The organism is Rhodococcus sp. IEGM 27 (assembly GCF_033142305.1).
Lineage (GTDB): Bacteria > Actinomycetota > Actinomycetes > Mycobacteriales > Mycobacteriaceae > Rhodococcus_F > Rhodococcus_F oxybenzonivorans.
Genome location: NZ_JAWLSG010000010.1, coordinates 99,716 through 123,692, shown reverse-complemented (window position 1 = coordinate 123,692; position 23,977 = coordinate 99,716). Strand labels below are relative to the sequence as shown.

The 23,977-nt window shown below is 66.5% G+C and carries 24 protein-coding genes; 12 read left to right on the top strand and 12 right to left on the bottom strand.

Going from position 1 to position 23,977, the window contains the following annotated elements:
- Positions 1–2: 2 nt before the first annotated feature.
- Positions 3–923: an alpha/beta hydrolase fold domain-containing protein gene (locus R4P95_RS27360; protein WP_317747009.1), complete on the top strand. Its 921-nt coding sequence runs from the start codon at positions 3–5 to the stop codon at positions 921–923.
- Here the strand turns inward: R4P95_RS27360 and R4P95_RS27355 are convergent.
- Positions 882–1,829 (bottom strand): ABC transporter substrate-binding protein, encoded by a 948-nt coding sequence (locus R4P95_RS27355; RefSeq protein WP_249354504.1) that lies wholly within the window; start codon positions 1,827–1,829, stop codon positions 882–884. The genes R4P95_RS27360 and R4P95_RS27355 overlap by 42 nt on opposite strands.
- Positions 1,830–1,973: 144 nt before the next feature.
- Between R4P95_RS27355 and R4P95_RS27350 the strand changes: the two genes are divergently transcribed.
- Genes R4P95_RS27350 through R4P95_RS27335 form a run of 4 tightly spaced genes read left to right on the top strand, consistent with a single transcriptional unit; the run spans position 1,974 to position 5,493 of the window.
- Entirely contained in the window at positions 1,974–2,951 is a 978-nt protein-coding gene (locus tag R4P95_RS27350) for an ABC transporter substrate-binding protein (RefSeq protein ID WP_317747010.1), read from the top strand.
- 10 nt (positions 2,952–2,961) lie between these two features.
- Positions 2,962–4,119, top strand: a complete 1,158-nt coding sequence (locus R4P95_RS27345) for an ABC transporter ATP-binding protein (RefSeq protein WP_317747011.1) — start codon at positions 2,962–2,964, stop codon at positions 4,117–4,119.
- 4 nt (positions 4,120–4,123) lie between these two features.
- Positions 4,124–4,777, top strand: a complete 654-nt coding sequence (locus R4P95_RS27340; RefSeq protein WP_213577067.1) for an ABC transporter permease — start codon at positions 4,124–4,126, stop codon at positions 4,775–4,777.
- Positions 4,774–5,493, top strand: coding sequence for an ABC transporter permease (locus R4P95_RS27335; protein WP_213577066.1), 720 nt, complete (start codon positions 4,774–4,776; stop codon positions 5,491–5,493). The genes R4P95_RS27340 and R4P95_RS27335 overlap by 4 nt, the downstream gene beginning before the upstream one ends.
- Positions 5,494–5,559: 66 nt before the next feature.
- On the opposite strand, the gene R4P95_RS27330 is transcribed toward R4P95_RS27335, so the two are convergent.
- The 3 genes from R4P95_RS27330 to R4P95_RS27320 form a co-directional block, all read right to left on the bottom strand.
- On the bottom strand, positions 5,560–6,753 hold the full coding sequence (locus tag R4P95_RS27330) for an NADP-dependent malic enzyme (RefSeq protein WP_109331810.1): 1,194 nt from the start codon (positions 6,751–6,753) through the stop codon (positions 5,560–5,562).
- Positions 6,754–7,129: 376 nt separating this feature from the next.
- Positions 7,130–7,537 (bottom strand): hypothetical protein, encoded by a 408-nt coding sequence (locus tag R4P95_RS27325; RefSeq protein ID WP_317747012.1) that lies wholly within the window; start codon positions 7,535–7,537, stop codon positions 7,130–7,132.
- A complete protein-coding gene (locus R4P95_RS27320; protein ID WP_159925443.1) occupies positions 7,534–8,388 on the bottom strand; it encodes a PHP domain-containing protein in 855 nt (284 codons plus the stop codon). The genes R4P95_RS27325 and R4P95_RS27320 overlap by 4 nt, the downstream gene beginning before the upstream one ends.
- Before the next feature lie 158 nt (positions 8,389–8,546).
- Between R4P95_RS27320 and corA the strand changes: the two genes are divergently transcribed.
- Entirely contained in the window at positions 8,547–9,608 is a 1,062-nt protein-coding gene (gene corA, locus R4P95_RS27315) for a magnesium/cobalt transporter CorA (RefSeq protein WP_109335247.1), read from the top strand.
- Here the strand turns inward: corA and R4P95_RS27310 are convergent.
- Positions 9,605–10,192 (bottom strand): suppressor of fused domain protein, encoded by a 588-nt coding sequence (locus R4P95_RS27310; RefSeq protein WP_201453445.1) that lies wholly within the window; start codon positions 10,190–10,192, stop codon positions 9,605–9,607. The two genes, corA and R4P95_RS27310, sit on opposite strands and share 4 nt — an antisense overlap.
- 65 nt (positions 10,193–10,257) lie before the next feature.
- Here R4P95_RS27310 and R4P95_RS27305 point away from each other — a divergent pair, with 65 nt between their 5' ends.
- Both R4P95_RS27305 and R4P95_RS27300 read left to right on the top strand, forming a co-directional pair.
- Positions 10,258–10,953 (top strand): metallophosphoesterase, encoded by a 696-nt coding sequence (locus tag R4P95_RS27305; protein ID WP_317747013.1) that lies wholly within the window; start codon positions 10,258–10,260, stop codon positions 10,951–10,953.
- Complete coding sequence (locus R4P95_RS27300; protein ID WP_213577063.1) at positions 10,943–11,809, top strand: chromosome partitioning protein ParB; 867 nt, start codon at positions 10,943–10,945, stop codon at positions 11,807–11,809. The genes R4P95_RS27305 and R4P95_RS27300 overlap by 11 nt, the downstream gene beginning before the upstream one ends.
- On the opposite strand, the gene R4P95_RS27295 is transcribed toward R4P95_RS27300, so the two are convergent.
- Positions 11,796–12,905 carry a winged helix DNA-binding domain-containing protein gene (locus tag R4P95_RS27295; RefSeq protein ID WP_397517756.1) on the bottom strand — a complete coding sequence of 370 codons (1,110 nt, stop codon included), beginning with the start codon at positions 12,903–12,905 and terminating at the stop codon, positions 11,796–11,798. The two genes, R4P95_RS27300 and R4P95_RS27295, sit on opposite strands and share 14 nt — an antisense overlap.
- A gap of 79 nt (positions 12,906–12,984) precedes the next feature.
- Between R4P95_RS27295 and R4P95_RS27290 the strand changes: the two genes are divergently transcribed.
- The gene (locus R4P95_RS27290) at positions 12,985–14,496 is read left to right on the top strand and encodes an MFS transporter (RefSeq protein WP_249354500.1); all 1,512 of its coding nucleotides are present in this window, start codon (positions 12,985–12,987) and stop codon (positions 14,494–14,496) included.
- 16 nt (positions 14,497–14,512) lie between these two features.
- Here the strand turns inward: R4P95_RS27290 and R4P95_RS27285 are convergent, their stop codons facing one another.
- The 6 genes from R4P95_RS27285 to R4P95_RS27260 all read right to left on the bottom strand — a co-directional run bounded on the left by R4P95_RS27285 (position 14,513) and on the right by R4P95_RS27260 (position 20,602).
- Positions 14,513–15,682: an ABC transporter ATP-binding protein gene (locus R4P95_RS27285; RefSeq protein ID WP_213577062.1), complete on the bottom strand. Its 1,170-nt coding sequence runs from the start codon at positions 15,680–15,682 to the stop codon at positions 14,513–14,515.
- A gap of 4 nt (positions 15,683–15,686) precedes the next feature.
- Positions 15,687–16,517, bottom strand: coding sequence for a carbohydrate ABC transporter permease (locus R4P95_RS27280; protein ID WP_159925433.1), 831 nt, complete (start codon positions 16,515–16,517; stop codon positions 15,687–15,689).
- 2 nt (positions 16,518–16,519) lie between these two features.
- Positions 16,520–17,467 carry a carbohydrate ABC transporter permease gene (locus tag R4P95_RS27275; RefSeq protein WP_109331838.1) on the bottom strand — a complete coding sequence of 316 codons (948 nt, stop codon included), beginning with the start codon at positions 17,465–17,467 and terminating at the stop codon, positions 16,520–16,522.
- Positions 17,464–18,783 carry an ABC transporter substrate-binding protein gene (locus R4P95_RS27270; RefSeq protein ID WP_213577809.1) on the bottom strand — a complete coding sequence of 440 codons (1,320 nt, stop codon included), beginning with the start codon at positions 18,781–18,783 and terminating at the stop codon, positions 17,464–17,466. The genes R4P95_RS27275 and R4P95_RS27270 overlap by 4 nt, the downstream gene beginning before the upstream one ends.
- 297 nt (positions 18,784–19,080) lie before the next feature.
- Positions 19,081–19,572 carry a general stress protein gene (locus R4P95_RS27265; protein ID WP_109331840.1) on the bottom strand — a complete coding sequence of 164 codons (492 nt, stop codon included), beginning with the start codon at positions 19,570–19,572 and terminating at the stop codon, positions 19,081–19,083.
- Positions 19,573–19,639: 67 nt separating this feature from the next.
- The gene (locus R4P95_RS27260) at positions 19,640–20,602 is read right to left on the bottom strand and encodes a CoA ester lyase (protein ID WP_317747014.1); all 963 of its coding nucleotides are present in this window, start codon (positions 20,600–20,602) and stop codon (positions 19,640–19,642) included.
- A 72-nt stretch (positions 20,603–20,674) separates the two neighbouring features.
- Between R4P95_RS27260 and R4P95_RS27255 the strand changes: the two genes are divergently transcribed.
- The 3 genes from R4P95_RS27255 to R4P95_RS27245 all read left to right on the top strand — a co-directional run bounded on the left by R4P95_RS27255 (position 20,675) and on the right by R4P95_RS27245 (position 23,737).
- On the top strand, positions 20,675–21,946 hold the full coding sequence (locus R4P95_RS27255) for a magnesium transporter MgtE N-terminal domain-containing protein (protein WP_213577060.1): 1,272 nt from the start codon (positions 20,675–20,677) through the stop codon (positions 21,944–21,946).
- Entirely contained in the window at positions 21,943–22,464 is a 522-nt protein-coding gene (locus tag R4P95_RS27250; protein ID WP_109331843.1) for a DUF1003 domain-containing protein, read from the top strand. The genes R4P95_RS27255 and R4P95_RS27250 overlap by 4 nt, the downstream gene beginning before the upstream one ends.
- Positions 22,465–22,579: 115 nt before the next feature.
- Positions 22,580–23,737 (top strand): lytic transglycosylase domain-containing protein, encoded by a 1,158-nt coding sequence (locus R4P95_RS27245; RefSeq protein ID WP_317747016.1) that lies wholly within the window; start codon positions 22,580–22,582, stop codon positions 23,735–23,737.
- Positions 23,738–23,977: the final 240 nt, after the last annotated feature.

Here is a 23,977-nt window from a genome sequence, read left to right as displayed (position 1 = left end):
CCGTGAGCTTCTCTTTGCCGCTCCCGGTAGTCGCCGCCGCGCTGCGGCCGTTCTACCGGCTGAGCCTCAACTCGCGGCTGCCGTATCCGGTGCAGAGGGCGCTGCTCGAAATGGCCGCACCGCTGCAGCAGATGCCGGAGGGGGCGGCCTGCCGCCCGGCCACCCTGGCCGGCCGGCCCGCCGAGCGGATCACGGTGGGCGCCACCGAGCGCCGGACCGCCGTGCTCTATCTCCACGGTGGCGCGTACACCATCGGCTCGCCTGCGACCCATCGGTCGCTGGCCGCGCATCTGGCACGTGAATCCGGAAGCGTGGTCTACACACTCGACTACCGCCTGGCTCCCGAACATCCGTTTCCTGCCGGGCTGGAGGATGCCGTGGCGGCGTTCCTCGAGCTGATCACGGAACACGGGTACGAGACAGGTCGACTGGCCATCGCCGGCGACTCCGCGGGCGGTGGTCTGGCGGCGGCCACGGCGCGGCGCCTGATCGACCGGCACGGGGTCACCCCGGCCGCGTTGGGACTCATCTCACCGTGGGTCGATCCGGGTCGGCGCGACACGATCCGGGACCGCGACCTCGTGGTGAATACCGCGTGGTCGTTCCACGCCGCGGAGAAGTACCTGGGAAGCGGAGACAAGTTCGATCCCGGTTATGCCCCGCTGCACGGAGATTTGAAGGGGTTTCCGCCCACTGTCGTTCACGTCGGACTCGACGAGGTTCTGTATCCACAGATCTTGGAGTTCGTCGACAAGCTCGAGAAGTCGGGCGTCGACGTGACGCTCACCGAATACGCCCGACTCTGGCACGTTGCGCACCTCCAGGCCTCGTTGGTACGCGAGGCTGCGGACGCCGTCGCCGAACTCGGGGCTTACCTGAAATCACACATGTGCATCCAGCCAGACACGAGCGACGTCGGCTGAATCGGCACCACCGCGGACCTGGCCGATCATGTCGGCCAGGTCCGCTGTCGTCAGCTCCCCCGCCACCACGTTCAGTGCCTTGATCTGGGGCTCACCGAGCGCCCCGACCCGGTAGAGCGGCACCACGTTCTGGGCTGTGAAGATCGGCTCGTCGTCGTCCAGCAGAACGAGGCCCGAGCTCGCGACTTCCGGGGTCGCGGTGGTCACTCCTGCCACCACGACGCCATCCACCTGTGCGGGGACGGAGAGTTCCGCGACCGCCGCAGCTCCGTCCGGAACCGCGCGCGTCTGCGCGAACGTGCAACCGGTCAGATCGGCGAGTGAGCCGGCCTCGAAATCGGGGGTGAGCACCGCGGAGCTACGACTGCACGCGGGAATGAGCTCGTCGAGCGTCGTCACCGCCATCCGGGTAGACGCGTCCGCAGACACCGCCAACGCGGACCGATCCTCCGCCGCCGCATAGTCTGAGATCGAAAGACCTTGCGGCAGCGCCTGACTCAGCGCCTCGAATACCTCGTCCTGTTCTCTTTCGGTCGACTCCGGATCGTAGTAGCGCAGCAGCCGGCCAGTGAACTCGGGCACCAACGTCACTTCGCCCGCATCGAGCCGCCGAAGATAGGAGGTGCGGTCACCCAGGCCCGTCTCGGTGGATGCCGGCGCACCCGTCGAACGGAGAGCGCCCGCGTAGATTTCGGCCAGGACCCGGCTTTCCGCCGTGTCTCCCGACCCCACCACCACCTCACCCGAGGTCTGTCCCGCGGAACCGTCGAGAGCAGTGTTGTCGACATCGCAGGCCGACAGCGCGCCGGGAACCACAATCAGCACCGACGCTGCCGCCCACGCCCCGAGACGAGCGGACTTCCGGGAACTCCCGATCCCCGATCCGCCCTTACCTGTCTGTGCCACCTCGCACGCCTTCCCTCGCATCACGCTGAGCCGAAACCAGTGTTGCCCACCTGCCTATCGTTACACTGACGCCACATCGGCCCGGCGGTGTGCCCACCGGATCTCCCGATCATGCGGCAGTAGTGAACAAACGGAAGGACGCGCATGCGCACCTCGAACACATCCTCGGGTCGCGGGTTCGCCCGCCGCACTCTGGGCGGCCTCGCAGTCGCCACGGTTGCCGTGGTCTCCCTCGCCGCGTGCGGGGGCGGTTCCGATCCGTTGTCGGCCGAGGGCGAAGGGTCCGGTGACGACGCACACGCCGTCATCGTGGGTTCGGCGAACTTCCCGGAGTCCGAGACGGTGGCCAATATCTACACCGAGGTCCTCCGCGCCAATGGTTTCGACGTGACCACGAAGTTCGACATCGGAAGCCGCGAGGCCTACATTCCCGCGCTGAAGGACGCGTCGATCGACGTCATTCCGGACTACACGGGCAACCTGCTGCAGTACCTCGACCCGCAGTCGACCGCCACCAGCGCAGCGGACGTCAACGCGGCACTCCCGGGTGCACTCGGATCGGAGTTGACGATCACCACCGCCGCTCCAGCCGAGGACAAGGACGCCGTCGTCGTTACCGCGGAGACCGCACAGAAGTGGAATCTGACCTCGATCGCGGACTTGGCAGCGCATTCGGCGGAGGTCAAGTTCGGTGCACCCGCCGAGTTCCAAGAGCGCCGGGCCGGACTGCCCGGACTGAAGGAGAACTACGGACTCGATATTGCACCCGCCAGCTTCGTCCCCATCGCGGACGGCGGCGGCCCCGCCACGGTCGAGGCTCTGGCATCGGGGCAGATCACCGCGGCGAACATCTTCACCACCTCGCCGGCAATCGAGAAGAACAACTTTGTGGTGCTCACGGACCCGAAGAACAACTTTGCGGCTCAAAACGTCGTTCCGGTGGTGCGCGCAGCCAAGTCGACGGCAGAGCTGACTCGAGCGCTCGACGCACTGTCCGCGAAGCTGACGACGGAGGAGCTGGTGAAGTTGAACGATGCCGTGTCCGGTGACGCCAAGACGGAGCCGGCCGCAGCCGCGAAGCAGTGGGTCGTAGACCAGGGGCTCGACAAGCCGGTCTCCTGAGGAGTCGACGGTGATCACATTTTCGGGCGTCACCAAGCGGTACCCGGACGGCACCACGGCGGTCGACAACCTCGATCTGCATATCGACGCGGAGTCGTTCACAGTCTTCGTCGGGCCTTCCGGCTGCGGCAAGACCACATCGATGCGCATGATCAACCGGATGATCACTCCGACGGCCGGAACCATCTCGGTCGACGGCCGGGACATCGCCTCCACCGATGCAGTGAAGCTTCGCCTCGGGATCGGTTACGTGATCCAAAGCGCTGGACTGCTACCGCATCGCACCGTGATCGACAACGTCGCCACCGTACCGGTCCTGCGCGGTGACTCCCGCCGTGCGGCCCGTATGGCTGCGCTGTCGGTGCTCGAACGGGTCGGTCTCGACCCCGCGCTGGCGGGCCGTTATCCCGGCCAGCTGTCGGGTGGGCAGCAGCAGCGTGTGGGCGTGGCCAGGGCGCTGGCTGCCGACCCGCCCATTCTGCTGATGGACGAACCGTTCAGCGCGGTGGACCCCGTGGTCCGCGAGGATTTGCAGGCGGAGATGCAACGATTGCAGGCCGACCTGCGCAAGACCATTGTGTTCGTGACGCACGATATCGACGAGGCGGTCAAGCTCGGTGACCGGCTGGCAGTCTTCGGACCGGGCGGCCGATTGCAGCAATACGATGCGCCCGACACGGTGCTGTCCGCGCCGACCACTGATTTCGTCGCCGGATTCGTCGGCCGCGACCGCGGCTATCGCGGCCTGTCGTTCCGCACGGCAGACGAGGTTTCCCTTCATCCCCTCCGGACGGCCACCGAACGGGAGGTGCGCACACTGCGGCTCGACCGCGGTGATTGGGCGCTCGTGGTGACCGATTCCGGTGTTCCGCGGGGCTGGATCGACGTCACGGGCGTCGAAGGGTTGCGCTCGGGCCGCCCGCTGTCGGAATGTACCGCCGCAGGCGGCTCACTGTTCCCGCCGGGCGGAGACCTGCGGCAAGCGTTGGATGCGGCCATCTCGTCGCCGTCGGGGATAGGTGTGGCCATCGACAGGGACGGTGCCGCCCGCGGCGGCATCCTCGGGTCCGAGGTCATCGAGAAGCTGACGCAGCAGCGGGCCGCGGAGGATCGCGCGCGAAACGAGCAGTTCTTCGCGCCCGCGTCCACTTCTCCCGACAGGCCGTGATCCTGTGCGGTGGCTCATCGACAATTTCTCCGTAGTCGTCGACCTGACGAAGACCCACCTGTACCTGGCGCTGATGCCACTTCTACTCGGCCTGGTCATCGCCGTCCCGGTGGGCACCGCGATCCGGGGTGCATCGGTGCTGCGCAAGGTCACCACGACCATCGCCGGCGTCGCGTTCACGATTCCTTCGCTGGCCCTCTTCGTCACCATCCCGTCCGTCGTCGGACTGCAGATCCTCGATCCGCTCAATGTGGTGATCGCCCTGACCATCTATTCCACCGCCCTGCTCGTTCGCGCCGTCCCGGAGGCCCTCGACTCGGTTCCCGCCGACGTCGTCGACTCCGCGAATGCGATGGGTTTCACACCCTTGCGTCGGGCATTGACAGTCGAGTTGCCTTTGGCGCTACCGGTTCTCGCGGCAAGTGTGCGCGTGGTGGCGGTCACCAACATTTCGCTGGTCTCGGTCGGTTCGCTGATCGGGATCGGCGGTCTCGGGACCCTCTTCACCCGCGGCTACCAGCGTGACTATCCCGATCAGATTCTCGCGGGGATCATCGCCATCGTCGTCCTCGCACTGGTCTTCGATTTGGCGCTGTTCCTCCTCGCCCGTGCGCTCACACCATGGACGCGGCAGAAGAAGGAGGCGGCGGCGGCATGAGCATCTTCGGCGGGGCGTGGGACTACATTGTGGATCCGGCCAACTGGGAGGGCAGGGCCGGAATCGGGGCGCGCATCCTCGAGCACCTCTGGTACAGCCTTCTCGCCGTCGCCCTCTCGGCCGCCGTCGCGGTTCCGCTCGGTGCGGTCATCGGCCATCTGCGCAGAGGCGAGGTGCTGGTGGTGGGCCTTGTCAACGCGCTACGTTCACTGCCCACGTTGGGCCTGCTGACCTTCCTCGTGCTGCTCCTCGGGCTCGGTCTCATCCCGCCGATCCTCGCCCTGGTGGTACTCGGCATTCCGCCGCTACTGGCCGGCACCTACTCCGGTGTCGCGAACGTCGACCGGACGGTGGTAGACGCCGCCCGCGCGATGGGCATGACCGAGTGGCAGGTCCTCAGTCGCGTGGAGGCACCGAATGCGCTGCCGCTCATGCTCGGCGGACTGCGCAACGCCACATTGCAGATCATTGCAACCGCAGCGGTGGCCGCGTACGTCAACCTCGGCGGGCTCGGACGGTACATCTTCGACGGACTCGCCTTGCGTCAGTACGACCGGGTACTGGTCGGTGCGCTCCTCGTGACGATCCTGGCCCTCGTCGTCGACGGGCTTCTCGCGCTCGCGGTGTGGGCATCCGTCCCGGGCACCGGCCGGCTACGTCGTGGAACCAGCGCCCAGGAGTGGGCCGACCTGGCCGCCGCCGCGAAGTCCCGCTAGAACGGCAAACACCCCGGGCGGGAACCTTGGTGCGGGCTCCGGTCCGGGGTGTTCAACGGATTCTCGCTAGTCGGTGACGCCTTCTGCGCGAGCAGCGGCGGCGACTGCCTCCGCAACAGCGGGGGCGACGCGAGGATCGAGCGGGCTGGGAACGATCTTGTCTACAGCCAGCTCGTCACCGACGACCGAGAGGATTGCCTCGGCGGCGGCAAGCTTCATGCCTTCGGTGATCCGGCGGGCGCCGGCGTCGAGGGCACCGCGGAACACACCGGGGAAGGCGAGCACATTGTTGATCTGGTTCGGGAAGTCGCTACGCCCGGTGGCCACGATCGCCGCGTGCTTCTTCGCGACCTCGGGGTGGATTTCCGGGTCCGGGTTCGACAGCGCGAAGACGATGGCGTCGTCCGCCATGGTCGCGATGAGTTCTTCGGGAACGGTGCCCGCGGACACTCCGAGGAACACGTCCGCGCCGTCGAGGGCTTCGACGATCCCGCCGTGCCGTCCGGTGGGGTTGGTGCGGGCCGCGAGGTCGACCTTGACCTCGTTCAGGTCCTTGCGGTCGGCCGAGACGATGCCCTTGGAATCGAGAACCGTCACGTCGGCGATGCCGGCGGCGAGCAGGATGTTCGCGCAGGCGACACCGGCGGCGCCGGCGCCGGAGATGACGACGCGCAGCGAGGAGATGTCCCGCTTCTGTACCTTCACCGCACCCTTGAGGGCGGCGAGGACCACGATCGCGGTGCCGTGCTGATCGTCATGCATGACGGGGCAGTCCAGGGCCTCGATCACGCGCTTCTCGATCTCGAAGCAGCGCGGTGCGGAGATGTCCTCGAGGTTGACCGCGCCGAAACTCGGGCGCAACCGGATGAGGGTTTCGACGATTTCGTCGGGGTCCTTGGTGTCGAGCACCAGCGGAATGGAATTGAGGCCCGCGAAGTTCTTGAACAGTGCGGACTTGCCTTCCATCACCGGAAGGGAGGCGCGGGGACCGATGTCGCCGAGGCCGAGTACCGCGGAGCCGTCGGAGACGACGACCACGAGGCGGCTGGTCCAGGTGTAGCGGTCGGCGAGGGTCTCGTCGGCGTGGATCGCGCGGGAAACCTGCGCGACGCCGGGCGTGTAGGCAATGGACAGGGCGCGCTGGGTATCGAGGGCGGTCGTGGTCTCTACCGAGAGCTTCCCCCCGATGTGGCCGGCGAAGATCTCCTCGTCGGTCAGCTCGACCTTCTGCGGTGTGGTGGGTTCGGACACGATGGACACGATGACACTCCTGCTAAGTCCAGGCTCACTCGGGGCCGGGTTACTGTGAAGTAACCATGCGGATCGGCGCTGATCTACGTAGTTACTCCGCGAACGACAACTGGTGAAGCTTCCGGTGCGCGCGATCACTTTGGCCGCAGAACTTCCGAAGCGTGGATGGCGCTGGGCGGGTGAGCCCTTGGCAACGCTGCCATAAATCCCCGCCGAAGGGCGGTGGCGCCGACGTCGGAGTGATGCTAAGTCAAGCACGAAGATCGCTGCACAATCAAATCGCCACGGGAGTCAGACGTCTCACGTTTTCCGGCTTCTACCTGTGAGAACAAGTTACCGACGGGTCACCGTGAGAGCCGGTTTCACATAACTCTCCGAGCGTCGGTCAACCCCACCATTGGGTGGCCAGCAGAAGCGCTGCCGCGGCGAGGACGGCGACAGATGCGAGCACGGCGGCGAGACCGTCGCGGCGGTCGGCGATCCGCTGGGCCACGACCACGACCACGGACGCGACGATGTGCGCGGTGATCGAGACCGCTCCCGGCCCCGGGAATCCCCTGCCGCCGCCAACATAGGCGGACCCGATCACGACGAGACACAGGATCACCACACCGGCCGCGACGGCGCCACTGAACGCGCGCGACGCCCTGACGACAAGTGAGCTGCGACGTGGCTCGCGCGGGGGCACGGACCTCGGCGTCGTCGGGCCGTAGGGGTCGTCACGGTCAGCGTCGTAGCCGTGAGGGTCGTAGCGGTCGCGGTTGCCGTAGCGGTCCGAATCGCGTGCAGTCATGCCGAAATCACCTGTGTACCGGAGGCTTTGGAGGCGAGCTTGTCGAACTCGTCGGGGTCCGTGCCGAACTCGCCCAGCCGGATCGTCTTGTTCGTCCCGTGGTAATCGGAAGATCCGGTGACGACGAGCCCCAATTCGTCGGCCAGTCCCTGAAGGACCGCGACATCGGCCGAAGAATGGTCGGGATGATGCACCTCGAGCCCGTGTAGACCCTCACCGGCCAGCTCCCGGACGTGATCGAGCGACAGCAGCCGTCCCCGCGCCCGCGCCCGCCCGTGGGCGAGAACGCTCACCCCTCCGGCCTCGGCCACCAGTTGAACCGCCTCGTCCAAAGGGGTGTCGGATTTGTCGACGAAGTACCGGCCCCGCGGCGCCAACAGGTCGACGAACGCCTCATTGACGCTGCTCACCACTCCGGCCCGCATCAGCGCCCTCGCCAGATGTGGGCGACCCGCGGCGGGACCCGCTGCCGCCAGGACCTCGTCTGCGTCGATGGGCAGGCCGTCCTCCATCATCAGCTCGGCCATGGCCCGGATCCTGACGACCCGCTCGGTTCGCAACCGCTCACGTTCCCGCGCGAACGCGGCGTGCGCGGGATCGAAGAGGTAGGCCAGCAGGTGAACCGCGACGGGACGACCGTCCTCACCCCGGCCCGCGCAGGACATCTCCATGCCCCGGACCAGGGTCAACCCGGCAGGCATCGCCGCAACCGCCTCTGCCCACCCCGCCGTGGTGTCGTGATCGGTGATGGCCACGACGTCCAGACCCGCGGCACCGGCCGCGCGCACGAGGTCTGCCGGACTGTCGGTACCGTCCGACGCCGTCGAGTGAGTGTGGAGATCGATGCGCACCTGCCCAGTGTGTCAGGTGCGCTCGGGAAGGGTCCGGGCGTGCGTACGTCGAGCGGTGTCGTGTCGTCCGATCGTCGGGGATTCGGGACTCCGGTGCTCACGTAGGATTGCGCGACACGAAGTCCTCGGTCTCGACGCTGAAGGGAGTGCTCGCACCCATGCCCTCACTTCCCGCACAAGGCCGCGACAAATCCGCGGGTCCCCGGATCCGCATCCCCACCGCCCGCGCCGTGGTGGACTGCGGCGTGTACGTGGACGGCATCCGTCTGCCCGGTAAGTACACCCATCAGGCTGCCCTCGCCGAGGTTCGGCGGCGTGGCCGGGGATTCGTGTGGGTCGGACTCCTCGCACCCGACGAAGGTCAGATGGAGAGCGTGGCCGAGACGTTCGGCCTGCACGAACTCATGGTCGAGGACGCTGTCCACGCGCACCAGCGGCCCAAACTCGAACGCTACGACGACATCCTGTTCCTGGTGCTGCGGACCGTCAACTATGTGCCACACGATTCGGTGGCGACCGCCAGTGAGATCGTGGAGACCGGCGAGATCATGGCCTTCGTGGGCGCCGACTACGTCGTGACCGTGCGGCACGGCGATCATTCCGGGCTCGCGAACGTCCGGCGCTCCCTCGAGGAGAACCAGGAGCGGCTTGCGCTCGGCCCCTATGCCGTCCTGCACGCGGTGGCCGACCATGTCGTCGATACGTACCTCGAGGTCACCCAGGCCATCGAACACGACGTCGACGGCATGGAGGAGGCGGTGTTCAGCCCGCGGAACACCGTCGCGGTCGAGCACATCTACCTGCTCAAGAGGGAGATCGTCGAACTCCGCAAGTCGGTGAACCCGCTGTCGAACCCGCTGCTGCGGTTGACGCAGTCGCCCGGCAATCCGGTGCCGAAGGAAGTGCGGCGGTACTTTCGCGACGTGCTCGACCACCACACCACCGTCGCGGAGCGGATCGCCGAGTACGACGAGGTGCTCAGCTCACTCGTCGACGCGGCTCTCGCCAAGATCGCCGTCCAGCAGAACACCGACATGCGCAAGATTTCGGCATGGGTGGCCATCGCCGCCGTGCCCACGATGATCGCAGGAATCTACGGCATGAATTTCGACAACATGCCCGAATTACATTGGCAATACGGGTATCACCTCGTGGTGGCCTTCATTGTGTCGGTCACGGTGGGGCTGTTCGTCACCTTCCGCCGAAACAACTGGCTCTAGAGGGACGCCGCGCCGCGGTTCGGGTCGCGCACGTCGATGCCCGCCTCGGTCCACGCTTCCCGTAACGCCTCGGCGCCGCGCAGTCGCACCCACGCTGCCTCGGTTCCGGTGAGGGGCACAGCGGCGAGAAACTGCACCGCGTCGGCGGGTTCGGGGAGGGCCAGGTCCGGAATCGAGGACTTGCCCAGGAGCACCGCCGTGAACGGCGTGTCCTTCCACAACGGCTCGCCGAGGTCGAGGAGCGCGTCCTCGACGAGGACCACCCCCTCCACCGACGGCGCCGCCGCGAGCACCGCGAGCGTGCGCGCGACACCCGAGCTCACCCCGGCTCCCCCGCGCAGCGTGAGCACGAGTTCCGCGCGCGGACCCCGCATCGGGTCGGCCACCAATTCCCCGGGATCACCCATCGGGTGCCGGGAGCAACCCAGAGTCACGTACCGGACGAGGTCGTCTTCGGCGGGCGGGAACCGCAGCACGTCGAGAGGCTCGACCCCCAGAAACGTCACCGAGGCGGCGGTCGGCTCGGGACCGCCGATCTGTTCGAGCAGGTGCGCACGAACGGCTGCTACAACGCTGTCAGTCACCCCGCCATCAAACCACCGCCCGCGCTCACTCGTCCCCCGGCCTCTCGAGCCGGTAGCGTCGGGCCATGGTCTCGGTACTCGCGGTCTCCGACGAGACGATCGAGTCGTTGTGGACCCCGCAGGGGCGCACCATGAAGGTCGACCTCGTCCTCGGTGCCGGTGATCTGCCCTTCGACTATCTCGAGTATCTGATGGACGCACTCGATGCACCGTGCGTGTTCGTGCCCGGCAACCACGACCCCGACCTTTCCGGCTATTCCGCGGGCCGTGTCGGATGGATGCGTTCCGGCATGCCGTCGACCTGGCCCGGCCCGTGCGGCGCCGTCAACGCCGACGGACGGATCGTCCGCATCGCCGGACTGCGGATCGCCGGCCTGGGCGGATCGATTCGGTACAACGACGGCCCCAATCAGTGGACCGAACGGCAGCAGCGCCGGCGTGCCCGCAACTTGGCCATGACGAGTGCGTGGCATGCGCGCCGATCCGGAGTAGCCGGTGTCGACGTGCTCCTCACGCACAGCCCGCCGCGCGGAGTCGGTGATCTCGCGGACCCGCCGCACCGCGGTTTCGAGTGTTTCGAGCAGCTGGCCGCACGGTTGCAGGCTCGGACACTCGTTCACGGCCACGTGCACCCGTACGGGACGACGCCCGTGGACAGAGTGCTCGGCTCCACGACGGTGATCAACACGGTCGGGTTCACTCTCATGGAGATGTCTTCGGGTACCGAACCGACGATCGTGAGGCGACGGCATGGCACGTGACACCGGTTTCCCCTCCGCCGACGCGGAAAACGACTTCACCCGTCAGCGCCGCCGCGCCGAGCTTTCCCGGCTGGTCAGCTGGTTACGCAGGGAACCGGACGACGTCAACGAGATCCTGCCGTTCGACGAAGTGGTGGCCGCGCTCGGGAGGATCGGCGAACGGTCACTGGGGTTGCAGGTGATCCCCGTCAACTCGATCGTCGGGAGCGTCGACCGCACCAGTGACTTCGACCGGTACTTCCGTCCTACGTCCGCCCGGATACGCGAACGCTGGCAGCGGCTGGCCGCAGCGCAGCGCCGCGGCGAGTCGGTTCCGCCGATCCAGGTGTACAGAATCGGGTCGATGCACTTCGTCAGCGACGGCCACCATCGTGTGTCCATCGCCTACGCGATGCACTGGAGCACCATCGACGCGTACGTGACGGAGATCCTGACCCGGATCTCGCCGGACGGCATCACGCAGCGCGGCGATCTGCTGATCAAGGACCATCGCCGGCTGTTCCTGAGCCGGGTACCCCTCACCGGCGCCCAGCGCAAGGCGGTGACGGTCACCGATCCGTGGGAGTACGCGGAAATCAGCGAGTGCGTCGAGGCCTGGGGGTTCCGTCTCATGCAGGAGATGGGCGAGTTCGTGGGTCGCGACACCGTGGCGCGTCGGTGGTTCGGCGAGGAATTCCTCCCGGTCGTGCGCATGGTCCGGGCCGCCGACATGCTGCCCGACCACACCGATGCCGAAGCCTACCTGTGGGTGGCTCGTGAACGGTATCGCCTGGTGCGCCAACATGTCTGGAACGACGAGATCATCGCCGAACTGAGCCAGCGGGCGCCCCGCAAGCACCGGTCTACGAGTCCGTGAACCGCGCCTCCCGAGTGACGGCCTCGGGGTGTGCGAACTTCAGCAATCGGCGACCCTCCGCTTCGATGGCCGGCCGATGAGACTTGGCGATCGTGGTCAACGGCTCCACCTCGAGAATCACCCCGTCCTTCCCCACGGTCGTGGTCGTGAAGCCCGCGACCCTGCCGCCCACCAGCACAGCAGGCTTGATGATCCCGTTCTGAGTGAAGACCCGCTTCCGCACCTCGTCGTCGAGAATCCGCCTGCGATCCGCATGGGAAAGAAGCACATTGTCGAAGGGCGCGAGGATGCGCACCGGCGCAGGCACCCCAGCCTCCGGCCGCGGCGCGTCCGGAAGGTCGAAAAGTTCCGTTCCCGATTCCGCGGTGAACACCCGCAACTGCGGGCGCAGCTCGTCCAGGATCTCGCCGAGCCGGGTCAAGCCTGACCACGCCTGTGCGTCCAGGGCACTCGCCGGGCCGAACGCGGCGAGGTAACGCAGGACCATCGTCCGTAGTGACGGCGCCGGGTCGAGTGGTTGCCCCACCCACGACTCGAGTGTCGCCAGCGCGGGCTGTCCCGACCTGCCCCACAACCCCCGCGGTGGCACCTGGACCATCGGCACGAGCCCGCGCACCCCGTGCGCGAGCGCCGCGCCGTCGCGTCCGGGAAATCGCGCCTCGAGTAGCGGCCGCATCTGCAGTTGCGTGCGCGGCCGATCCCGGACGAGGTCGCGGCCTGCGGCGGCGAGGGCCGCGACATCGATCCCGTCGAGGTGTGCACGGTACTGCGTGTTGGTGCGCAGATCCCGATCGAGGAGCGGCTGGACCAGCGGGCGGAATGTCAGGGCGTCGGCCGCCGACAACGCGAACACGGTTCCACGCATGGCGACGATGCGCACCACTTCGCGTCGCTCGATGAGCTCGGAGAGGGCATCGGGCCGGAACTTCTCGATGCGTGCCCACAGGGCGAAATACGGCGGCATCGGGGCCTGAGCCTGCAGCCCGCACAAGTGCTCGATCATCTCGAGAGCCGGCGTTCCAGTTCGGCGTAGCAATCCCTGGCGGGCCAGCGTGGCCCGTCCCAGCGCCCGATCCGACATGCGTTCGGAACCCACCGCGTCGACCCCCTTTGTTAGTTAGCCCCAGTACCGTGTTTACCTGTCACTGTCGACAGGACGACGCACGGAGGACCACATGAGCGCAGAACCCGGACCCACGCCGAGGATGCTGCTGCCGGTCATGTGCTTCATCGTCATGATTCTGGCGGTTCTCCAGACCTTGGTGGTACCGATCGTCGGCACGATCGGTACCCAACTCGAGGTCGGGCCCACCGCCGTCGGGTGGCTCCTCACCGCCAACCTGCTCGCAGCAGCCACTGCGACGCCCCTACTCGGCCGGCTCGCCGATCTTCGCGGCACACGCCCGGTGCTGCTCGGTGTGCTCTTGGTCGTGCTTCTGGGCTCGTTGCTCGGCGCGGTCGCCACGTCGATCGGTGTGCTCATCGTTGCCCGAGTGCTGCAAGGCGTCTCGTTCGCACTCTTCCCCATCGGAATTGCAGTCCTGCGCGACGAGCTGCCCCCCGAGAAGCTGACCGGGGCGATGGGCATTCTCTCGGGAACTCTGGGTTTCGGCGGATGTTTCGGGATCGTCCTGACCGGGGTGCTGGTCGCCGACGGCGCCGACTTCCACCGGATCTTCTGGCTCTCCTCTGCGATCACGCTCGCGGGTCTCGTCCTGGCGTGGTTCGCGATTCCCCGGCGCGCGCGGACGGGATCGGGATCCATGGACTGGGTCGGTGCAGTGGGTCTCGCCGCCGGGCTCGTCCTCGTCCTGCTCCCGCTGTCCGAGGGAAGCACCTGGGGATGGGGTTCGCCCGCCACCATCATCAGCGGTGCTGCCGGACTGCTCGTCCTGACCGGGTGGTTCCTGTACGAGCGCAGAATCGACCATCCGCTGGTGGCACCCCGGTTGCTCACCGATCCGCCGGTCCTCGTCACACACCTGTCCGCCCTCGTGGTGGGAATGTCGATGTTCGTGATGTTCCTGGGCAGTTCGTACTTCGTGCAGACGTCTCGTTCGGTCGCCGGGTACGGCTTCGGCGCCACCGTGCTCGAGGCCAGCACCGTGTACCTGTTACCCGGCGCGGTCAGCGGAGTCCTCGCCTCGATCCTCAGTGGCACGATGATCCGCCACGTCGGCGCGCGTGTCGTGCTCATCGGCGCCAGCGTCGTCGGCGTCGCAGGCTTCATCCTGTTCATCGTCGCCCACGACCACACCTGGCAGGTGATCACCGCCATCCTGCTGATCAACACCTACATCAGCCTTGCCTACGCGGCGCTGCCCTCGTTGTTGGTCGCCGAGGTCCGGCAGGACGAGACCGGCGTGGCCAACAGCATCAACTCGATCGCGCGGTCGGTGGGCAGCTCGTTCGCCAGCGCCCTCATCGCGACCCTGCTGGCCGAAATCACTCTCTCCGGCACCGACCTCCCGGCCGAATCCGCCTACCTCATCGCGTTCGTCACCGGCGCCGTTGCCGCCGCTCTCGCCGGGCTGCTGCCCTTCTTCGGTATCACCCGCGTGATCCGCATACCCTCCGACGCGGAAGAGGACGAGATCCATGCCACCGCGCTCGCCGCCGAATGGGGCACGGTGGGCGGCCTCGGTGGCGCGAACACCGGCCCCGGCGAACGGCAGAGGACATCGTGACTCCTTGTCCCCTCGGTCAGCGAGTGATATTGGCCCCGGAATCCTGATCGAACACCGCAACTTTCGCGGGGTCGAACCACAACTCCACCGGGCTGCCCTGCGCCGCAGACGACTCGGTCGACAACCGGGCCACCAGATGTCCCCCGCCCGCGACCTCGGTGCCCGAATCGGCAGCGAGCTCCTCGAGTTCCCGCGAACTCACCTGTGGTCCTTCGGCGGAGAAGTAGACATACTTGTCCGAGCCCATCGACTCGAGCACCTCGACCTGAGCGGTGAACGTGGCACCAGCGGCTTTTTGATCCGCGTCGATCAACCCGGCGTCCTCGAAGTGCTCCGGGCGGATACCGACCACGACGTCCTTCGACGCCCCGGAGGAGGTGACCTTCTCACGCGAGCGCGGAGGCAGCACGAAGTTCCCGAGGGGAGTCGAAATCCCTTCCGCTGTCAGCTGTCCGGGGAAGAAGTTCATCGACGGCGATCCGATGAACCCGGCAACGAACAGATTGTTGGGATGGTCGTACAACTCCTGCGGTGCCCCGATCTGCTGGACGAGTCCCCCGCGCAGCACCACCACCCGGTCGCCGAGAGTCATCGCCTCGGTCTGATCGTGGGTCACATATACCGTGGTCGTTCCCAGACGTTGCTGGAGACGGGAAATCTCGGTGCGCATCTGCACACGAAGCTTGGCGTCGAGGTTGGACAGCGGCTCGTCCATCAAAAACGCCTTGGGACTGCGGACGATTGCCCGCCCCATCGCGACCCGCTGTCGCTGTCCGCCCGACAGATTGGACGGCTTGCGGTCGAGGTGCTGGGTGAGATCGAGGATCTTCGCGGCATCGTCCACCTTGGCCGCGATCTCCGACTTCGACATCTTCGCCAGCGTCAACGGGAACGCAATGTTCTGGCGCACCGTCATGTGCGGATACAACGCGTACGACTGGAACACCATGGCGATGTCCCGGTCCTTCGGCGCCTTCTCGTTCACCCTCTCGCCGGCGATGCGCAGCTCACCGGACGAAATGTCCTCGAGGCCCGCGATCATGTTGAGAGTCGTCGATTTACCGCAACCCGACGGGCCGACCAGAATGATGAATTCGCCGTCAGCGATCGTAATGTCGACATCGCTCACCGCCCGCGCACCGTCCGGGTAGAGCTTGGTTACCTTGTCCAGCACAATCTCGGCCACAGGTTTATCCCTTCACTGCGCCGGACGTCAGACCGGCCACGATGCGTCGTTGGAAGAAGAGCACGAAGACGATGATCGGAATGGTGATCACCATCGCAGCGGCGGCGATCGACCCCGTCGGCTCTTCGAACTGCGAAGCGCCGGTGAAGTTGGCGATCGCCGCCGGTGCGGTGATCGAGCGCTCCGTGGAGGTCAGCGAAATCGCGAACAACAGGTCGTTCCAGCAGAAGATGAACACGAGGATTGCCGCGGTGACGATACCGGGCGCCGCAAGCGGTGCGACCACTTTCCGGAACGCCTGCGCCGGTGTGGCGCCGTCCATCTTGGCCGCTTTCTCCAGCTCCCAGGGGATCTCCTTGAAGAAGGCCGACAACGTGTAGATCGCCAAGGGAAGCGCGAACGTGATGTACGGCAGGATCAAGCCGGCCCAGGTGTCGAACAATCCGAGTCGGCGCTCGATGTCGAACAGCGGGCTCACGAGGGAGATCTGCGGGAACATCGCGATCAACAGCGCCACCCCCACCAGGAGCTTCTTGCCCGGAAAGTCGAGGCGGGCAATCGCGTAGGCAGCCATCGTCCCGATCACCACCGCGATCACCGTGGCGATCAGCCCGATACCGATGGAATTGATCAGCGCGCTGGTGAACGCGTCGGTCGAGAAGATTCCGCGGTAGTTGTCGAGCGTCCACTTCTCCGGGATGAGCTTGCCGTCCTTGATGGTGCCCGCGGGCTTGAACGACAAGCTGGCTATCCAGAGCACAGGAACGAGCGCATACAGCAGGACCAGCAAGTTGACCGCCGACCAGCTCAGCCTGCGCTGCCTTGTTTCGACCATGGTTATCGCTTTCCTTCCGTGTCGGACCCGGGAGCCGAGGCACCGAAGAGCTTGATGAAGACGAATGCGAGGACGGCCACGCAGAGAAAGATGAGAACGCTGATGGCCGAACCGATTCCGAGATTGAAGGCCTTGAACAGGTTGTCGTAGCCGAGGATCGACAGGGAGCCGGTGTCGTTGGCGCCCTTCGTGAGCACGTAGATATTGTCGAAGATCCGGAACGCGTCGAGGGTGCGGAACAACAACGCCACCAGGATGGCCGGTTTCATGAGCGGGAGAATGATGCGCACCAGCCGGGTCCAGGCCCCGGCGCCGTCGACCTGTGCCGCCTTGAGCAGATCGTCGGGTACCAGAGCGAGACCGGCCAGCAGCAGCAGGGCCATGAACGGCGTGGTCTTCCAGACCTCGGCGAGGACGATGATCGCGAGCGACGGAATCTGCTGCGTGAGGGGAGCACTGCCGTCGGGTAGCAGATTCGCGAGGTACCCGGTTCCCGGCGTCCACGCGTAGTACCAGCTGTAGGCGGCGGCCACGGTGACGATGCCGTAGGGAATGAGCACCACGGTCCGCACGAGCCCCTTGCCCACGATCGTGCGGTGCATGACCAGGGCGAGGATCAGACCCAGCACGAATTCGATCACCACCGACACGGCAGTGATGCCCACCGTGACCACGAACGCCTGCCACCAGTACCCGTCCGACAACACCGACACGTAATTGGCGAGGCCGACGAACTTGCGGTCGTCGGGGAACCGGAGGTCGTAGCGCTGCAGGCTCAACCACACCGCGTAGACCACCGGATAGGCCGTCACGGCAATCATGAGAATCGCAGCCGGTGCCACCAGCCACAGTCCCAGCCGGCGCTCGGCCTTCTTCCCCTCGGACACCTGTCTCTTCGTCGGCGCTGCCGGCTCGTCGGTCCGGTCCACCGGCACGGCTTCGGTCGTCACGGAATCAGTCCTTCCGAGTTGACCGCCTTACGCACCTGCTCGGCGAGTTCGTCGACGGTACGCGGCGGATCGATGTCACCGACCGGGTTCAACGTGGCGGTGATCAGGGTCGAGATGCTCTGGTAGGCGGGCGAGACCGGACGCACCGCCGCCGTATCGAGGCCGTCACGCACCTGCTGCCAGGCGGGATACGCCTCCTGGAACGCCGGATCGTCGTACAGCCTCGCCAACGTGGGCGGCACACCACCGTTGACGGCGTTGTTGCGCTGGTTCTCCTCGTTACGCAGGCAGGACACCGCTTCGAACGCGAGGTCGGGGTGCCGGCTGGTCTTCGCGACCGCGATGTTGAATCCACCGATCGTGACCTCGGCCGGCCGGCCGGGAATCACCGCGGGGTACGGAGCGGCGAGGAAGTTCTGCTGCCCGTCGACCGTGAGCACCGTGTTGCCGGTATCGACGGAGGTGGTGTTGCCCTTGTCGTCGACGAACGGCAGGTCACCCTTCTCCGCGTTCTCGATCATGCCGGGAAGCACGAAAGGCCAGTTGACCTCGAAGGCCGCGCGTCCGCTTTCCATGCCGAGACGGGACGACGCCTCGTCGCCCTGTGAAATGGACGGGTCGGCGCCCTGTGCGGTGGCTACTCGCTTCATCACCTCGAGGGCTTTCAGCGCACCGTCACCGTCCGCGACGGTCACGGTGGTTCCGTCCTCGCCGACGACGGAACCGCCCGCGCTGGCCAACAGGGTGTTGAACCACACCATCAAACCCTCGTACTGCTTACCCTGCACCCCGATCCAGCTGGGCCGGCCCTCGCTCGCCAGCCTCTCGGAGATATCGATCATCTGATCCCACGTCTGCGGCGGTTGCCCACCAGGCATGAGGTCCTTGCGGTACCAGAGCAACTGCGTGTTGGTGTTCAGCGGCGCGGCGTACAGCTGATCCTGCCACCGGGCCGACTCGAGGGGGCCTTCGAGCGTGCCCTCGGTGACCTCGGCCGCCACATCGTCGGGCAACGGCAATGCCCACCCCGCCTCGGCGAACTCGGCCGTCCACACGACGTCGAGCGTCATGATGTCGAGCGAGGTGTCGTTTCCGGTGAGGCGCCGGGCCAACTGCAGTCGCTGATCGTCTGCCCCCTTCGGAAGGGTGCGTTGCTCGATCGTGTATCGGCCACCGGCCGCGGCCGTGCAGTTGGCCGCGGCCTCGGCATACTGTTCAGCACCGTCGGCCGCCGTGTAGAAGCTGAGCACGGTGCCGTTGTCCGGTGCACCGCACGCCGCCAGCAGCGGAACCGTCAGGACCGTGGCCGCGCCGATGAGACCCCATCTGACTGCGAGTCCGGGCCTGCCCGGACGACCGGATTCTGTCGATGTACGCCGCACAGCCGCCTCCTCGAGCGGTCCTCACGAACCCAGTCGCGGTACGGCTGGCACGCAGGCCCGCACAGTGGTTCCTGCCGGATCGTGCAGTCCGCCAGGTCACGGTTTCACCGAGGGGAAGACCCCTCGCATTGCGCCGTAAACCTATCCGAGATCGACCTGAAACTGGCGGAAATCACCGCGAACGGGACGAAAAGCGCGCAATCCGTAATACGAGCCCGCCCACGTCCCGGTTCAGAGCGCCAGCTTGGCCAGCATGTCGCGCGCCGCCTCCGCGGTCTTCGGCTCACACAGCACGTCGTATCGCCCGGCGACCAATTGCATGGTGGACGCGAAGTCACGGGTACCGCGAGTGGCCGCATACGGGATGGTGGTGGAGATCAGCCCGAAGATGATGCCGCCGACGATGCCCACCACGAGCGGTGCGAGGAATCCACCCGTGACGATACCCAGCAGAAGGCCGAAGAAGACACCGAGCCAGGCACCTGAAACGATGCCGCCGCCAATGACTTTGGCCCACGTCAACCGGCCGAGTACTCGCTCGACCTGCATGAGGTTCACTCCGACGATGGTGACGTCCTCGACCGAGAACTCCTGATCCGACAGGTAGTCGACGGCACGCTGCGCCTCCGCGTACGTCGGGTACGAACCGATGGGCCAGCCCGTGGGAGGTTCCGGCAGAGCCCCTCGCCGCGCCCCGTTGGACTGTCCGAGTGGATTCGTCATCGTCAGCTGGTCTCCTCGTGTAGTTCTCTCAGGATCGATCCTGTGAGAACCATTCTGCCTGTTTACGCTAACCCTCGTCGGGCGGCGTGAACTCGGAGGTCCGCGTCATTCCCGCGGCCCGGCCCTTGGCCGAGATCACGAGGGCCATCTTCCGACTGGCCTCGTCGATCATCTCGTCACCGAGCATCACTGCGCCACGTCCTCCGCCGGCCGCCGACGTGTGGAACTCGTAGGCGTCGAGGATCAGTTCGGCGCGGTCGAAATCGCTCTGTCGGGGGCTGAACACTTCGTTGGCCGCATCGATCTGCGTGGGATGCAGCACCCATTTCCCGTCGAAACCCAGAGCTGCAGTGCGCTGGGCAGAACGCCGGAACGCCTCCACGTCGCGGATCTGAAGATACGGCCCGTCGATGGCCTGGATGCCGTGTGCCCGTGCGGCCATGAGGATCGTCATCAGTATGTGATGGTAGGCGTCACCGCGGTCGTAGCCGTCCGGCTGTTCCCCGACCACCAGCGTGCGCATGTTGATACTCGCCATGAAATCCGCCGGCCCGAACACCAGCGTCTGCACCCGGGGACTGGCCGTTGCGATGGCGTTGATGTTGGTGAGTCCGATGGCGTTCTCGATCTGCGGTTCGATCCCGATCCGCCCGACCTCCAACCCGTTGGCCTTCTCGATCTGGGTCAGCAGTAGGTCGAGGGCCTGAACGTGGCTGGCGTCGGGCACTTTCGGCAGCAGAATGGCATCGAGGTGCGCGCCCGCACGCCCGACGACCTCGGCGACGTCGCCATGTGTCCACTCGGTGGTCCAGTCGTTGACCCGCACGACCTTGATCTGATCTCCCCACCCGTCCTCGGCAAGGGCGTCCGCGACGGTGACGCGGGCTTCCTGCTTCGCCAACGGCGCCACGGCGTCCTCGAGGTCGAGGAACACCTCGTCCGCGGGAAGCCCCTTGGCCTTGTCGATCATCTTGCGACTGCTGCCCGGAACAGCCAGAACCGATCGGCGTGGCCTGAAGACGGAACTCATGACGGACGATCCTCCACTTTCCGCAGGTGTTCGATTCCCTGGATCCCCATCCGAGGATCTAGCCTGGCAATCATGGCAGCTGCGAACAAGGTTTTTGCAGCCAGGCTGGCCGGCCTGGTGGTACTCGGGCCCGACGGTGAGTCGATCGGCCGGGTGCGGGACGTGGTCATCACCGTTCGCATCGGGCGCCAGCAACCGCGGGTGCTGGGGCTGGTCATCGAATTGTTCACGCGCAAGCGCATCTTCGTGCCCATGCTGCGGGTCACGGCGATCGAGCCGGGTTCGGTGACACTGACCACGGGGAACGTCAGTCTGCGCCGGTTCACGCAGCGTCCGGGCGAGGTTCTCGCGCTCGCGCAGGTTCTCGATTCTCGCGTGCGGGTGGACGACCCGGAACTCGAGGAACTGCACGGAGTCGACACGGTGGTGGTCGATCTCGGCATCGAACTGACTCGTAGTCGTGACTGGGTGGTGTCGAAGGTCGCGGTGCGCGGCCATCGCGGCCGCCTCGGCCGGCGTACCGCCATTCACATCGTCGAGTGGCAGCACGTGCAGGGGCTGACGCATTCCGATCTGTCGATGCCGGGCCAGGGGGTGTCGGCACTCCTGATGCAATACGAGGGCATGCGTCCCGCCGACGTGGCCAACGCCATGCGTGAGCTCCCGGACAAACGTCGGCACGAGCTCGCACTCGCTCTCGACGACGAGCGCCTGGCCGACGTCGTGCAGGAGTTGCCGTCCGATGATCAGACCGACCTTCTGATGCACCTCGAGGTGGAGCGGGCCGCCGACATCCTCGAGGCCATGGATCCGGACGACGCCGCCGACCTTCTCGGCGAGCTGCCCGAGACGGAAGCAGAATCACTGCTTCAACTGATGGACCCGCAGGACTCGGAACCGGTCCGAAGGCTGCTCGAGCACTCGCCGGACACGGCCGGCGGTCTGATGACTCCCGAACCGGTGGTGCTGACGGCGTCCACAACGGTGGCGGAGGCATTGGCCCGCGCGCGCAACGAGGATGTGACGCCGGCGCTCGCGAGCATGATCTTCGTCGTCAGGCCCCCGACAGCCACGCCGACCGGCCGCTATCTGGGATGCGTACACCTGCAGAAGCTGCTGCGGGAACCACCCGCAAGCCTCGTGGGTGGTCTGCTCGACACCGGTCTCCCACGTCTCGCGGCCGACGACTCCCTGGCTGCCGTCACGCGGTACTTTGCCAGCTACAACCTCGTGTGCGGTCCCGTGGTGGACGACGAGAATCACCTGATCGGCGCGGTCACCGTCGACGACGTCCTGGACCATCTCCTTCCGGAGGACTGGCGTGAAGAGGAGATCGACGGATGAGCGAGAAGGTCCCCAGCGTGTCGGCCCGTGGACTGTCGGATCGGCAAAGGCTCGACACCCCTCGCGGCGCCCGGCGCTTCCGCTTCACCTACGACGTGGAAGCCGTCGGCCGTGCAAGTGAGAACTTCGCTCGTTTCCTAGGGACCGGCCGGTATCTGGTAATCCAGACCGTGGTCGTGATCATCTGGATCGTCCTCAACATCTTCGCCGTCGAGCTGAAGTGGGATCCGTACCCCTTCATCCTCCTCAACCTCGCGTTCTCCACCCAGGCCGCCTATGCGGCCCCGCTGATCCTGCTGGCCCAGAACCGACAGGAGAATCGGGACCGCGTCTCGCTCGAGGAGGACCGGTCGCGGGCGGAACAGACCAAGGCGGATACCGAGTTCCTGGCGCGCGAACTCGCCGCCCTGCGCATCGCGATCGGCGAGGTTGCCACCCGTGACTACCTCCGCCGTGAACTCGAGGAGATCAAGACCCTGCTCGGCGACGAGGAAGAGGCCCGGCCCCGACGTAAATGATCGCCGGTCATTCGCGCATTCCTCGGCACACGCAGTCACGAATATGTAACGTCGATCACAACTTCTCAGATGTACGCGGTGTGCGACAAGCAAGAGCACCGCAGGGGGTGGTGGAGTGCGGATACGTGGACTGGTGACGGTTGCTGCCCTGACGGTGGGCGCCGCCGCAACGCTCGGATCCTCGACGGGTAGTTCCGGCCCTGTCTCGGCCGTCGACACCCGTCAGAACCCGGCGGTCGAGACGGCCGCGCTGGCGTCGGCCACGCGCCTGTCTCCGGTGAGTGAACCGCAGGACGCCTACCTACCGCCCGCAGGCTTCGTGGCGCCTGCGCCGCGGGTCGCGAGGTCGCAGCGCGCGGCGCCTCCGCCTCCCCCGCCCGCGGTGATAAATCCCACATCGCCCGCGTCTCCCACCGGAACAGGGTTGATCGCCGCACCGGTGATTCTCAGTTCGCTCGGCATCCCGGAAATCGTGCTCAACGCCTACCGCTCGGCGGAACTCACGTTGATGGCGGAGGCACCCAAGTGCGGGGTGCCCTGGCATTTGCTGGCGGGTATCGGGCGCATCGAATCGGGGCATGCCGGTGGAGGCCGGACAGACTCGTCCGGCACCACGGTCACCCCGATCCTGGGCCCCGTTCTGGACGGCCGGCTGGCCGGCAACGAGGTGATCCGCGATACCGACCGCGGCGCCACCGACGGCGACGCCGGACACGATCGGGCGGTGGGGCCGATGCAGTTCATTCCGTCCACGTGGGCGAAATATGCGTCGGACGGCAACGCGGACGGCGCTGCAGATCCCAACAACGTATTCGACGCAACCCTGGCCGCCGCCCGGTACCTCTGCTCGGGCGGACTCGACCTCCGTGATCCCCTCCAGGAGACCCGCGCGGTTCTTCGCTACAACAATTCGGGAACCTACGCCGCCAACGTCATTACGTGGTCGAACGCCTACCGGAACGGCGGCACGCCCACCCCGAGTCAGCTGTCCGACTCGAGCACTCCGCCGCCCGGTGGCCTCACCGACGCTGCAGCGAACGGATCCGACCTCGCCCGTGAGCTCGCGGCTCCACCGGAGCTCCCGCCCGACGCGACGCCGACCCCGACCACTCCGCCGCCTGCACCGCTGATCCCCGGCTTGCCTGCGCTACCCGCACTCCCGTGTGTGTTCTTCTGCCCACCTGCCGACCCGGCCGCTCCGGCACCCGCGCCGGCGCCTGCGGAACCGGCCGCTCCCCCGCCGGCAATCGCCCCGGCCGTGGGAGTTCGCTAGAAGTTTCCTCGATCGCCGTCGTCGCCCGGCCGAAGCCGGGCGGCGGCGGCGTTTTCGTATGCCTTCCGGGTTCTGGCGCCGCGGCGCGCTGCCTTCCGCGCTGAGCCGCATGCGGGCGTGACCTTTCCGTGTTCGTTACCCTTTCTGAACGGGTCCTTCAGGTAACGAACCCGCGCGTCTCACCCGTATTGATCACGGTTGCGTAACGGAAATGTCTCGAATCGGGTAGCCTCGTGCCGT

Excerpts from the sequence above, each read along its gene's own strand:
- R4P95_RS27280 (WP_159925433.1), bottom strand. The coding sequence starts at position 16,517 with ATGGTCGAAACAAGGCAGCGCAGGCTGAGCTGGTCGGCGGTCAACTTG.
- R4P95_RS27260 (WP_317747014.1), bottom strand. The coding sequence starts at position 20,602 with ATGAGTTCCGTCTTCAGGCCACGCCGATCGGTTCTGGCTGTTCCGGGC.
- R4P95_RS27325 (WP_317747012.1), bottom strand. The coding sequence starts at position 7,537 with ATGACTGCACGCGATTCGGACCGCTACGGCAACCGCGACCGCTACGAC.
- R4P95_RS27250 (WP_109331843.1), top strand. The coding sequence starts at position 21,943 with ATGAGCGAGAAGGTCCCCAGCGTGTCGGCCCGTGGACTGTCGGATCGG.
- R4P95_RS27265 (WP_109331840.1), bottom strand. The coding sequence starts at position 19,572 with ATGACGAATCCACTCGGACAGTCCAACGGGGCGCGGCGAGGGGCTCTG.
- R4P95_RS27305 (WP_317747013.1), top strand. The coding sequence starts at position 10,258 with ATGGTCTCGGTACTCGCGGTCTCCGACGAGACGATCGAGTCGTTGTGG.
- corA (WP_109335247.1), top strand. The coding sequence starts at position 8,547 with ATGCCCTCACTTCCCGCACAAGGCCGCGACAAATCCGCGGGTCCCCGG.
- R4P95_RS27335 (WP_213577066.1), top strand. The coding sequence starts at position 4,774 with ATGAGCATCTTCGGCGGGGCGTGGGACTACATTGTGGATCCGGCCAAC.
- R4P95_RS27255 (WP_213577060.1), top strand. The coding sequence starts at position 20,675 with ATGGCAGCTGCGAACAAGGTTTTTGCAGCCAGGCTGGCCGGCCTGGTG.
- R4P95_RS27300 (WP_213577063.1), top strand. The coding sequence starts at position 10,943 with ATGGCACGTGACACCGGTTTCCCCTCCGCCGACGCGGAAAACGACTTC.
- R4P95_RS27290 (WP_249354500.1), top strand. The coding sequence starts at position 12,985 with ATGAGCGCAGAACCCGGACCCACGCCGAGGATGCTGCTGCCGGTCATG.
- R4P95_RS27350 (WP_317747010.1), top strand. The coding sequence starts at position 1,974 with ATGCGCACCTCGAACACATCCTCGGGTCGCGGGTTCGCCCGCCGCACT.